This is a genomic window from Micromonospora globosa (assembly GCF_000717585.1).
Classification (GTDB): domain Bacteria; phylum Actinomycetota; class Actinomycetes; order Mycobacteriales; family Micromonosporaceae; genus Micromonospora; species Micromonospora aurantiaca.
Genome location: NZ_JNZR01000001.1, coordinates 79887 through 91261, shown reverse-complemented (window position 1 = coordinate 91261; position 11375 = coordinate 79887). Strand labels below are relative to the sequence as shown.

At 71.8% G+C, this 11375-nt stretch carries 9 protein-coding genes and 2 riboswitches; of the genes, 2 read left to right on the top strand and 7 right to left on the bottom strand.

Features of this window, described 5'->3' with window-relative positions; translation table 11 throughout:
• Window positions 1–154 precede the first annotated feature (154 nt).
• Window positions 155–228, bottom strand: a riboswitch (cobalamin riboswitch).
• A 131-nt stretch (window positions 229–359) separates the two neighbouring features.
• The 4 genes from IF06_RS0100395 to IF06_RS0100380 form a co-directional block, all read right to left on the bottom strand.
• A complete protein-coding gene (locus IF06_RS0100395) occupies window positions 360–845 on the bottom strand; it encodes a hypothetical protein (protein ID WP_030268182.1) in 486 nt (161 codons plus the stop codon).
• 34 nt (window positions 846–879) lie between these two features.
• Window positions 880–1923 carry a peptidase gene (locus tag IF06_RS0100390; protein WP_030268181.1) on the bottom strand — a complete coding sequence of 348 codons (1044 nt, stop codon included), beginning with the start codon at window positions 1921–1923 and terminating at the stop codon, window positions 880–882.
• A gap of 98 nt (window positions 1924–2021) precedes the next feature.
• Window positions 2022–2158, bottom strand: a riboswitch (cobalamin riboswitch).
• A 129-nt stretch (window positions 2159–2287) separates the two neighbouring features.
• Window positions 2288–3448 carry an alkaline phosphatase PhoX gene (locus IF06_RS0100385; protein ID WP_013476266.1) on the bottom strand — a complete coding sequence of 387 codons (1161 nt, stop codon included), beginning with the start codon at window positions 3446–3448 and terminating at the stop codon, window positions 2288–2290.
• 178 nt (window positions 3449–3626) lie between these two features.
• Entirely contained in the window at window positions 3627–5219 is a 1593-nt protein-coding gene (locus tag IF06_RS0100380) for a beta-1,3-glucanase family protein (RefSeq protein WP_030268178.1), read from the bottom strand.
• A 171-nt stretch (window positions 5220–5390) separates the two neighbouring features.
• Between IF06_RS0100380 and IF06_RS0100375 the strand changes: the two genes are divergently transcribed.
• The gene (locus IF06_RS0100375) at window positions 5391–5831 is read left to right on the top strand and encodes a hypothetical protein (protein WP_013287086.1); all 441 of its coding nucleotides are present in this window, start codon (window positions 5391–5393) and stop codon (window positions 5829–5831) included.
• Between the two features lie 65 nt (window positions 5832–5896).
• On the opposite strand, the gene IF06_RS34655 is transcribed toward IF06_RS0100375, so the two are convergent.
• The 3 genes from IF06_RS34655 to IF06_RS0100360 all read right to left on the bottom strand — a co-directional run bounded on the left by IF06_RS34655 (window position 5897) and on the right by IF06_RS0100360 (window position 10565).
• Entirely contained in the window at window positions 5897–7600 is a 1704-nt protein-coding gene (locus tag IF06_RS34655; RefSeq protein ID WP_030268175.1) for a tetratricopeptide repeat protein, read from the bottom strand.
• Between the two features lie 301 nt (window positions 7601–7901).
• A complete protein-coding gene (locus tag IF06_RS0100365; RefSeq protein ID WP_030268173.1) occupies window positions 7902–9227 on the bottom strand; it encodes a polysaccharide pyruvyl transferase family protein in 1326 nt (441 codons plus the stop codon).
• Between the two features lie 147 nt (window positions 9228–9374).
• Complete coding sequence (locus IF06_RS0100360) at window positions 9375–10565, bottom strand: alkane 1-monooxygenase (RefSeq protein WP_030268171.1); 1191 nt, start codon at window positions 10563–10565, stop codon at window positions 9375–9377.
• A 129-nt stretch (window positions 10566–10694) separates the two neighbouring features.
• Between IF06_RS0100360 and IF06_RS0100355 the strand changes: the two genes are divergently transcribed.
• Entirely contained in the window at window positions 10695–11294 is a 600-nt protein-coding gene (locus IF06_RS0100355) for a TetR family transcriptional regulator (RefSeq protein WP_013287089.1), read from the top strand.
• Window positions 11295–11375 lie beyond the last annotated feature (81 nt).

Genomic DNA, 11375 nt, shown 5'->3' with positions numbered 1-11375 from the left:
GGTGCCTTTCGCAGAGCGGTCGGTGAAACCTCCGGAAAGCACCCCGAGAAACGGACACCCCGCTCCGCGTGCTGCGGTGAGCGGGGTGGTCGGACCTCGGCGGCCCGGACTTCACCCTGTAGACCTCGACAGTGGAAGCCGCTCGTCCCGGGCGGGGCATTCCGGCTCGCGAAAGGGGGACTCTCGCTCACGGTTGCGGGTCAGCGCCGGCTTCGAACCGGCTTCCCCCCGCGCGGGACGTATGCAGTTGTGTGCCCGGCGCACCGGGTGCCGACACCGTACCGCCCGGGCGCGCGACGACGCCAGAGCAGCTGCCGGTACCCGGTGCGCCGCTGGTCACACCACTTAGAAGCGGCGGTTCAGGGAGCGGCGATGCTCGGCGGGGCGCCGGCGCCGAAGGACCAGCCCTCGACACTGCCCGGCGCGGGGTTGTAGCCGGTCGCCCCCGACGTGCTGTAGGACCAGGAGCCGCCGCTGGACGCATGCCAGTACGACCAGTACGCCGTGGCCGGCGGGGTGTTGACGCACGGCTCGGTCGCGGCGGTGGGCTTGCCGTTGATCCGGCAGACGAAGGCCAGGCCCCAGCGGGCGGTGCCGGTGACTGTGAAGCCGGCGGCCTGGAGCGCGGCCAGGCCGGTGGCCGGATCGCCCGGCGCACAGGCGACCTGGACGCCGCCGCCGAGCGCGGCGAAGTCGACGACCACAGTGACTCCCGAGGTGCCGGCGCAGGCGGCGGCGTGCGCCGCCCGGGGCGCGGGTTCGACTGCGGTCAGCGCGACGCCGGCGACGACGGCGGCCAGCAGGCCGGCCAGCCAGGTGCGGACTGTGGAACGATGACGGAACACGGATCCTCCTGTGATCGGGTGAGCGGCGAAGGGTTCACGGGCAGGCGAGCGCCGGTGCGCCGGGGTCGGCGCCGGCGGCGGACAGACGGGCGTACCCGATCCCGGTGAGACCGAGGACGGCCTGGGCGGTCGCCCGGGGTGCGGTGGCCGGGTCGAAGCCGCCGCCGTCGAAGTCGACAGCGCCCCGGTCGGCCGGCGCCCCGGCGCAGCCGACCTGGAGTCCGGCGAGGAATGCCCGGGCCCGCGCCCAGGCCGGCAGCCGGTGGCCGTCGCGCAGGGCCTGCGCGGCGAGGCCGGTGCTGTTGGCGTTCGGCGTGCCGCCCGCGTTGGCGAAGCCGCCGTCGGCACGCTGAACGGACACCAGCCAGCGCAGCCCGGCGGCGGCGTCGGCCGGACGGTCCGCGGCGCGCAGCGCCTGTGCCGCGAGCGCCGTCGCGTCCACGTCGGACGTGCAGACCGGTTGCGCGGGCAGCAGCGGGTAGCCGCCGTCCGGGCACCGGGTGCCGGCCAGCCAGGCAGCTGCCGCCGGCGGCGCTCCGCCCGCCGTACGGTCCAGCGCCAGCAGCGCGAAGGATTGGCTGAACGCGTTGCTGTAGTCGCCGTACGCGGACCGGTCGCTGAACCTGCCGGCCGGCGTCTGGAGCGAGCGCAGCCGGGCGATCAGGTCCACCCCGCCGACGTCGGCCGGGTCGCCACCGCGCACCTGCACGGCGAGGGCGAGCTTGGCGGTCGCACCCGCGTACGCCTCGGAGACGCCGTCGCCGAGGTAGCCGTCGCGGATGTCCGGCCGGGTGACCCAGGCCAGCGCGTCGGCGCCGTGGTCGTCGGCGACGCCGGTGGCGGCGAAGGCGAACACGGCGTCGAGGGTCAGCCCCTGGTCGGGGTACGCGACACCGTCGAAGACCGCCTCGAAGCGTTCGCCGTCGACGAGTTGCCGGGCGAGCCAGCCGCCGGCGGCCTCCGGGCGGGTGAGGGCGGCGCGCTCGGGGGCGGCGACGGCGGGTGTGGTGAGGGTGAGGGCGGCGAGTACGCCGCAGAGGAGCGTGAGCAGGCGGTGCCGGCTTCGGCGGACGACCATCGGAAGCGCCTCTCCGGCCCGGCGGTCGTCGAAAGCCCGGACGACCGCGGCAACGCCGCGTCGACCGGGACTCCGACCCGTGGGCCACGACGGGTGGGGAGCGGATGCACGCGTACGACGGGTATTCGGGCTCGCCGCCGCAGATTTCTCTGGGCGGCCTACCGTTGCGGGCCAGCGCCGGATTTCGACCGGTCTTCCCCCGCACGTACACGCGGTGGTTCAGTTGTCGCGACAGTCTGCTGTGGCCGGAGCGCCGATGTCAATGCGCCAGGAACCGGACACGTGCCGTGACGGCCGGCGGGACGCCCGGTGAAGACCGGGCGTCCTCCACCTCGTGGTCACTGTCAGCGGGGCCGGGAGCCGGTCATCGGCGGAACGGCCCGGTGACGCAGTAGGTGATGCCGCCGGAGGACGAGCCGGTCGTGCCGCGTTGCGACGAGAAGTACAGCCGGTCCCCCGCCGGGGTGAACGCCGGCCCGGTGATCTCCGAACCGCTCTGTCCGGTGATCCGCAGGAAGACCGAGATCTTGTCGTCGGGCGTGATCATGCAGATCTCCATGTTCCCGCCGTCCTCCGCGACGTACAGGTCACCGGCAGTGGACCCGGTGATGTTGTCGACCCCGGTCAGCGGAGGGGTGCCCGGACTGACCAGGTTGTCGTCGTAGGCGAGCTCGTACGTGCCGGCGGCCAGGTTGACCTGCCACACGCGGTTGTCGCCCTTCGTGGTGAACCAGACGGTGTCATCCGCGTAGTGACAGCCCTCGCCGCCGTTGAACGTCTTCGCGCCGGACACCTGCTGCCGGGTCGGGGTGGGCGAGCCGTCCGGGTCGGGCACCGTGGCCCAGGTGAACGTGCCGGAGGTCGCCGTACCGGCGCGGAAGACCTGGAGGGTTCCAGCGGAGAGGTCGCCCCAGGTGGTCGGCACGAACCGGTAGAACTTGCCGTCGGTCTCGTCCTCGGTCAGGTAGACGACCCGGCGGACCGGGTCGGCCGCGGCCGCCTCGTGCTTGAACCGGCCCAGCGCGGGACGCGCCACGGCGGTCCCGCCGAGGGGGTACGTCTCGAAGACCCGGCCCAGGGACACCTCCTCGCAGGAGAGCCAGGTGTTCCACGGTGTCTTGCCCCCGGCGCAGTTGTTATTGGTTCCGGAGAGGATCCGCGACGCCCCGACCACGGTGCCGCTGGAGTCGAAGACGAGGCGTGAGGCACCGCCGCCCGCACCGGCTGACACCTCGGAGTTCGACACGTAGATCCAGCCGGTGCCGTTCGGGAACACGGCGCCACCGTCCGGAGCGTCGTGCCAGGTGTACGACGTCCCCGGCACCGTCCGACGGGATCGTGCGACGATCGAGCTGGTGAAGCCGGCCGGCAACTGGATGCCGTTGGCGTCGGCGGGCTGGAGCCCACCGTAGGGGCCCGCCGCGTTCTGCGCCGGGGCTCCGTACGCCGCCGACCACGCGGTGAACGGCAGCGCGACAGCGCCCGCACCGACGACAGTGGCCCGCAGCATTGCTCGACGATCCATGGAACCTCCTCGGTAGGTTCCCCAGATCTGACCGGGCGGAGCTTACGCACATCGATCTGTTGGATGAACGTCGATGGACGCCTCGGTGCGCGGCGTCGTGTCACCGGCCGTCTCGTCCGTCGCCTGCCGGTGACGGGAGCGACTCGCGGTCGGCCCCCGCCACCGTTCGCACGGCTGGTCAGCCCTTGCGCCACTTCTGGTTGGCCGTGCCCCCGCAGTCCCAGAGCTGGAGCCTCGCGCCGTCGTTGCCGTTCCAGTCCTTGATGTCGACGCACTTGCCGGCCTGGAGGTTGACCAGGTCTCCGGCCGCGTTCAGGGTGAACTGCTGGGCGCCGGTGCCGTTGCAGGTGTAGAGCTGCACCGCCGCCCCGTTCGCGGTGGACCCGGCGTCGACGTCCATGCACTTGTTGTTCTGGCTCTTGAGCGCCGTGCCGCTGAACGTCCACTTCTGCGCGTTGGTGTTGTTGCAGTTCCACATCTGCAACGGCGCGCGGTCGACGAAGTTGGAGCTCGGCACGTCGATGCACTTGTTGTTCCAGTTGCTGACCACTGGCACCCCGGTGGTCGGGGTGCCGCCGCCACCGCCGGTGAACGGGCTGAGGATCAGTCCGGCCGAACGGGGATCGCCGTCGTGCACCAGCGACTCGAATCCGCCGACGTCGTCGAAGGCGAACGCGTACGCCCGGCCGTCGGTCATGTTGGCGTGGATCAGGCGTGCGTACTGGTTGGTGGGGTTGCTGCGGTAGAAGTCGGCGGCGTTCGTGCTGGGCTGGGTGTCGACGGTGCCGAGCGTGCCTCGGTTGAGGGCGGCGCAGAGCGTACGCGAGATCGGGCCGACCACCTGGTCGTTCGGCGCGGGCAGGTCGCCGTCACAGCCCCAGACGCTGGCCGAGGAGGGCCGGTTGAAGGAGGCGACGACCTGGCCGCTGCCGTTGGTGAAGGTCATGGTGTTGCCCGAGGTGCGGCCGTAGTACCGGATGGCCGGCTGGTCGGCGAAGGGCGCCACGGTCAGGGTCTTCGTGGTGTACGCGTTCCACGCGGAGGCGATGTACGAGTCCAGGTAGGTGGTGCTGAGCAGGCCGGCCCCGGCCGCCTTGCCCGGAGCCAGGACGCGCAGCACGGTCCCGTCGGAGCGGGTGTGGACGGTGCCGGCCCAGCCCGGCTGCGCCCGGATCCCGTCGATCACCGCGTTGCGTCCGTTGGCCACCACGTCGCCGGTGCGCTTGGTGACGCCGTTGGCGCCGGTCACGGTGACCGCGTGCGGGATCGCGAACATGTCGACCTGGGAGCTGTTGAGCCACAGCCCGGAGTCGTTGTAGGTGAACTCGCTCCAGTCGAAGAGGATGTCGCGGTTCGCGTCACCGGCCGCCCAGGGCGCGGGCTGCACCAGTCCGTCCGGGGTGAGGAAGAACTTAAGCTTCTGCCCGAGGGAGAAGTAGGCCCGGCCGGAGAAGCCGCGGGGGAACTGGATCGTGGTGCTGCCGCCGTTGCCGGGGCCCGGTATGGAGACGTCCGGCGCGGGTGACGGCGGGAGCTGCCCGCCGGTCCACGGTACGAATCCGCCGCCGGAGGTGACGTAGCCGAGCCGGCCGGAGGACAGCTGGACGCCGATGACGTAGAGGTGGACCGGGTCGCTGCGGCCGGTGGTGTTGGTGACGGTGACCGGCAGCAACGCCGGTCCGACCGCCTGGGCGGGCGTAGCGACGACGGCGCCGGTGAGCCCGGCGAGCAGGGCGGACGCGGCGGCGAGCAGCCTTCTTCGGAGACGCATGGGGACACCTCGCGGGAGACAGGGGGACGGGAGAGCGCTCTCTCAGCAGGGTCCAATTGTTAATATTGTTTGTCAATAGGTGGTTGCCTATGGATCAGGGCCACGGCGAAGGTCACCGGTTGATTAAGATCCACTACGGAACAGTCGACTGTGGATTGGGTAGGTAGGTACATGAAACGCATGCTTTCGGCGCTGACGGCGCTGGTGACCGTCGCGGCGGGCCTGACTGTCGGCGCCCCCGCCGCCCAGGCGGCCGGCTCCTGCTCGGGGACCATCACCTACAGCCAGGTGCAGTCGTCCGGGCTCGGTGAACTGGTGATCTACTACAACAGCAGCAACGGGGGCACCAACAGCGCCTGCTTCTACCACCGCGGCGCGGCGTACGGGAGGTCGGCGCCGACCTTCGTGCAGATCTACCGCTGCGCGGAGCGGTCGGGCGAGGGCGCGCACTGCACCCGGTCGGGCGGCGCGGACACCAATTCCGGTGACTTCAGCTACTACGCCGGCCCGGTCGCCGTCACCGGTACGGCGAACTACTGCGTCGAGGCGGTCGGCTACATCGGATGGGCCGGTGAGCGCCACCAGATCTACAGCCGCCGCCAGGGCTGCTGAACCCGCTCCCCTCCCCCGGACCGGGGCCGGCGCACGATGAGCGCCGGCTCCCCGGCCGGGCCGGGTCAGACGGCCAGCGCGCGGCGGCACCTGGTGAGTTCCGCGCGCAGATCCCGGCGCAGGGCGCGGTCCAGGCCGGGCTGGGCGAGCGCCTGGGCGAAGTCGCGGGCCGCCTCGTCCCACCGGCCCAGCCGGGCCAGGGCCGTACCCCGGTTGTAGCGCGGCACGGGGGCCTCCGACAGCGCCACCGCCCGGTCCAGGTCGGCGAGCGCGGCGGCCACGTCGCCGCGCTCGAACCGGGCGGCGGCCCGGTTCGTCCACGCCTCCACCAGTTCGGGGTCCCCGTTCAGGGCCCGGGTGAGCAGTTCGTCGGCCTCGACGGGCCGGCCGCGCTCGGCGAGGACCAGGCCCAGGGTGCACAGCAGCGCGGGCTCCTGCGGAGCGCCGGCCAGCCCGGCCCGCGCACCCGCCTCGGCGGCATCCAGCGCGCCGCGCTCCACGTGCAGGTTGACCAGGGCGATCCGGGCGTCGAGGTGCCCCGGTTCGATGGCGAGCACCCGCTCCAGGTCGGCGCGCGCCCGCTCGGGGCGGCCCCGCTCCTGCTGGAGCACGGCCCGGTTGTAGTACGCCTCGGGCAGGTGCGGTCCCAGCCGGATGGCGGCGTCGTAGTCCCTGATCGCGGCTCGGGTCCGGCCCGCCGCCCGGTGGAGGGCGGCGCGGTCCACGTAGTACTCGCAGTTGTCGGGGTCGTGGGCGATCACGGTGTCCAGATCGGCCAGCGCCCGCGCCGGGTCGCCCAGCGCGAGGTGAACCTGCGCCCGGTTGTGGCGCAGCCGGGCCAGGTCCTGCGGGCGTTCGCCGGGGCCGAGCGCGGCCGTCAGCCGGGTCAGCCCGTCGTCGACGAGCCGCAGCGCGCGGTCGGGCCGGCCGGCCCGGCTGTCCAGCAGCGCCAGGCCCTGCTCGTAGAAGACCGTCGACAGCAGCCGCCGGCGTGGGTCGGCCAGTTCGGCGGCGAGGCGCAGCGCCACCTCCAGCCAGTGCCGGGCCAGCGCCGGGTCCTGGTCGGCCGCCGGCAGGTGCCGGGCGTGCAGCATGGCGGTGGCGTACGCCGCCGACATAGTGATCTTCGGGTCGTCGGTGACGGCCCGCGCCTCGTCGTAGAGGTCGAGCGCCTCGGCGGCCCGGTTCAGGGCCGCCAGGGCGGTGGCCAGGCCGGTGGTGAACGCCCACCAGTGCCGCAGGTCGCCGTCGGGGGTGACCGCCGCCCGCCCGCGCCGGGCGACCCGGGCCGCGTGGTGGTAGTAGCCGCGGGCCAGGCTGTCGCCCAGTGCCCGTCGCAGCGCCTGCGGGGTGCGCTCGCCGGGCGCCGGATCGGGGGCACCGTCGTCGCGCAGGTCGAGGCGCACCGGGGCCGGCCCGAGCCGGCGGGCCAGCGCGTCCAGCAGTTCGGCTGTCGTCTCGTCGGCGCCGGCGACGTGATCGAACCGGACGGTGACGGGCCGCCGGAGCGTGCCGGCCCAGGCCGCCACGAGTTCCGCCGCGCCGTAGGCCAGGCAGGCGGTACGGCGGGCGGGGTGGAAGCGGATCGGCTCCTCCTCGGCGGCCGGCCGGGCCGCCGGGTCGAGCTGGGGAGCGATCGCGTGCAGTTCGACCGCGTGCCGGGCCGCCAGGCGGGGCCGGTCGGCGGCGACCCGGCCGAGGAAGGCCGAGACCCCGGCGTACGGTCCGTGGTCGCGGTGGCAGTCGTAGCGCTCCGCCCCGTCCGTCACCGCAGGGCCCACCGCCGCAGGGGCGGGCGCCCGGGAGCGCCCGCCGGGCCGGCAGTTACCAGCACCACTCGATCCACAGGCGGCGTGCGCCGGACACCAGGCGGAGTGCAGTCGTGCGACGGATGGTCATCGTCCTCATAGGAACCTCCGATGTGATGCACCTCAGGGCTGGCCCAGAGCGTAATGCCGGTCGATGGAAATAAGAAGGGTTCTCGCGATTCGCGGCGGGCTGATCGCCCCGCCACGCCGAACTCCGCCGTCGCGGCGCCGGCCATTCCGCTGCCGAGCAGGCGTACGACGGTCAGCGCGACAGCATCCGGCGGACCCGGCGGCCCACCGCTTGCTTGACCTGGTCGCGCAGTGGCTGCGCGCGGCGTGCCGTGAGCTTCTGCTGCAGCGTCCGGTTCTCGTCCCGCAGCCATTGGATGCGCGTCAGCAGTTCCTCGGCCGTGTAGGCGGAGGCCGGCCGGACCGCCGGCGGGTAGACGGTTCGGCGGACCTGCTCGTCGAAGCGGGTGGCGCTGTCCCCGTCGGCGAACGACAGGCCGAGGTCGTGCTTGGCGAGGAACGCGGTGATCCGCGCGAAGCGCTCCTTGTGGCCCTCGTTCAGGGCCGTGTAGTCGGCTTCCTCGTAGAGTCGGGCGGCGTCGACGTCGGCCGGCACGTCGCGCATCAACCGGTGCGGGATGTCGAAGTAGCGGGCCAGTTCCAGGGTGCGCGAGTCGTGTGCGAGGAGATACCCGGGAGTGCCGGAGATCAGCGCCGTGATGGTGCCGTGGATCCGGGTGCCGAAGGCGAAGTCGAATCCGGAGAGATACTCCATCCAGGGCCACGGGTCCATGAACATCCGCACCTTGTCCTCGACGAAGAGCGGGTGTGAGGTGTGGATCGGCATGTCGTCGGTCTTGCCGCGCAACTTCGGTGCGTCGCCGTAGAGCAGGGTGCCGAGGGTGTACAGGCCCTGCGCCACGTAGCGCAGGTTCGGGTAGCGCTGGTGGTGGTGCTGGACGATCGGGGCCAACGCGCGGACGTACGGCGAGATGACGAACGCGAGCCGATCCTCGGTGTCCAGGGTGGCCTTCGCCTTCTCGACCCGGAAGCTGTCGCCGTGCAGGAACATCGACGGACAGCCGATCTGCTCGACGGCGGAGAAGCCCAGCGTCCGCAGGTAGTTCTCGCTGATCTCGCCGCGTACGCCGATGCTGTGCGATCGGTCCAGCACCGCCCGGCAGAACGCCTTCACCGGCTCGTCGATCGGGCGCAGGTACTCCCGGTCGCCGTCCACGTCGGTCTGCGCCCCGACCCCGAGCACCACCACCGGGATCTTGAGCCGCTCGATCAGCCGGGTCATCGACGTCAACCGGTTCACGTAGTCGTGTCGGAACGCGTTCGCCAGCGGGATCACGAAGACGTCGTACTTCTCGTTGATCTCGTCGGCATCGCGCGGGTCCGTCCGGAACCGCGACGGGGTGATCTCCGCCGTCGAGGTGGACAGCAGCTTGTGCGCGGCGTGGCTGAAGACCAGGTTGCCGCTGTTCTTGCCGATCCAGTCCCGCTCGTAGGTCTCCTCGGCGGTGACGACGTCGAACGGGCCCTTGCGGGCTCGCAGCAGGATCCGCTGGTGCATCCGGGGTGTCCACCCTTCGTCCCGGACGCCACGGCGCCCGGCGAGGCCGAAGCGGCGCGACCGGCCGGGCACGGCCCCGTTCCGTGCAGGAACCGAAATCCTACGCCCTGACACGGAGAGGTGCCGTCAGACCTACACCGGGTCGGGTCAGGCGGCGTGGACCGCTGTGGTGTCCGCTGCGGGCCGGCCGTAGCGGCGACGCAGTCGGGCCTCGGCGCGGGGGTTGCGATTGGCGAGGTTAAGGTCGCCGCCGTAGTGCGCCAGAACCCGTGGGTTCATCACCCGGTACCACAGCGGCGGAACGAGAGCGAGCAACACCATCGAGGCGTAGCCTCCGGGCAGTCGCGGCGAGACGTCGAAGCTGCGCAGCGTCTGGTAGCGGCGCAGCGGGTTGGCGTGGTGGTCGCTGTGGCGTTGCAGTTGAAAGAGGAACACGTTGGTGACGACGCGGTCGCTGTTCCAGCTGTGCCGTGGGTCGACCTTCTCGAAGCGGCCGGTGGCGGTGCGCCGGCGGCACAATCCGTAGTGCTCGAGGTAGTTGACCGCTTCCAGCAGCGAGAAGCCGACGATCGCCTGCAGGAACAGGAAGGGCACGAGCCGCCACCCGAACACAGCGATCAGCAGGGCGAAGAGCACGACGGTCATGAGCCCGGCGTTGAGCAGGTTGTTACGCAGCGTCCACGGGCTCTTGTGCCGCAGCCGGAAGCGGCCGATCTCCAGCCGCCACGCCGAGATGAGGCTGCCCCAGACCGTACGCGGCCAGAACGAGTAGAAGCTCTCCCCCAGCCTGGCGCTGGCCGGGTCCTCCGGTGTGGCGACACGGACATGGTGCCCGCGGTTGTGCTCGACGTAGAAGTGGCCGTACCCGGTGGGCGCGAGGGCGATCTTCGACAACCACCGCTCGACCGTTTCGCGCTTGTGGCCGAGCTCGTGTGCGGTGTTGATGGCCAGTCCGTTGACGATCCCGATGGTGGCGACCAGGCCGGCGGCGCCGGCGGCACCGAGGCCGCCACGCGTCCAGACCCACGCTCCGAGCAGCAGGGCGGCGTACTGCACCGGCAGGAACAGGAACGTGATCCAGCGGTAGTAGCGGACCTCCTGCAACCGCCGGGCGATGTCGTCGGGCGGGTTCTCTCCGTCGTCACCGAGCAGCACGTCGATGATCGGGATGAGTCCGAAGACCACCGCCGGGGTGAGCCACCAGGCAGCGGGTCCGGCGCCGGGCTGCCACAACGCGTACGCCAGAAACGGCAGCACCGGCACGAGGAGAGCCAGTGGCCACAGGTGCTTCTTGCCGTCACGCCAGCCGGCGGCTGGAGCATCGATCGAGGTCTGCATGTACCGCCTCCGGAGTGTCGAGCGCTGCGTCGACTGTCACACGGATAACCACGCTTGACAATATCCGGCTCTGCGTCAATTGAGTAGACACGCAAGGCATGTGTGTCTACTCGATAGACTCGGCGCACCATGGCCGCCCCTCCGCCTTATCGCCACACCGCGCGCCGGCACCTGCGTGACACGGTCATCACGGCCGGCCGCGACCTGGCGATCGACCGCGGCTGGGACGCGGTACGAATGGCCGACGTGGCGGCCCGCGTGGGCGTGAGCAGGCAGACGCTCTACAACGAGTTCACCAACAAGGCCGGACTGGGCGAAGCCATCGCACACCGCGAGATCGACCGGTTCATGGACGGTGTGCGGGAGGCGTTGTCCGCCCACGGCGGCGACGTGCGAGCCGCCGTCCATGCCGCAGTCACGTTCGTGTTGACGCAGGCCGGCACCGACCCGCTGGTCAAAGCCGTCCTCAACAGTGCCCGGGGCACCGACGCCCTGCTCCCCTACCTGACCACCCGCGCCGACCTGGCCCTGGCCGCCGCCGTCACGGTGCTGAGGGAGTGGGCGGACACGCACCTGCCCCGGGTGCCTCCCGATGAAGTCGCCGTCGGCGCCGAATCCCTCGCGCGACTGGTCGTCAGCCACATCGTGCTGCCGACGGCGCCCGTCGACAACACCGCCGACACCCTCGCCGAACTGGCACAACGCTTCCTGGACCCGCCGCGCGCGTGAACGAGCGCATCAGCTGGGATGCGGGCGTCGGCCGGGTGCGTACAGCGGCGGACGACCGGACGTGCCCGAGGGCCTCCTCGG

Excerpts from the sequence above, each read along its gene's own strand:
- IF06_RS0100365 (WP_030268173.1), bottom strand. The coding sequence starts at position 9,227 with ATGCACCAGCGGATCCTGCTGCGAGCCCGCAAGGGCCCGTTCGACGTC.
- IF06_RS0100375 (WP_013287086.1), top strand. The coding sequence starts at position 5,391 with ATGAAACGCATGCTTTCGGCGCTGACGGCGCTGGTGACCGTCGCGGCG.
- IF06_RS0100385 (WP_013476266.1), bottom strand. The coding sequence starts at position 3,448 with ATGGATCGTCGAGCAATGCTGCGGGCCACTGTCGTCGGTGCGGGCGCT.
- IF06_RS0100360 (WP_030268171.1), bottom strand. The coding sequence starts at position 10,565 with ATGCAGACCTCGATCGATGCTCCAGCCGCCGGCTGGCGTGACGGCAAG.
- IF06_RS0100390 (WP_030268181.1), bottom strand. The coding sequence starts at position 1,923 with ATGGTCGTCCGCCGAAGCCGGCACCGCCTGCTCACGCTCCTCTGCGGC.
- IF06_RS0100355 (WP_013287089.1), top strand. The coding sequence starts at position 10,695 with ATGGCCGCCCCTCCGCCTTATCGCCACACCGCGCGCCGGCACCTGCGT.
- IF06_RS0100380 (WP_030268178.1), bottom strand. The coding sequence starts at position 5,219 with ATGCGTCTCCGAAGAAGGCTGCTCGCCGCCGCGTCCGCCCTGCTCGCC.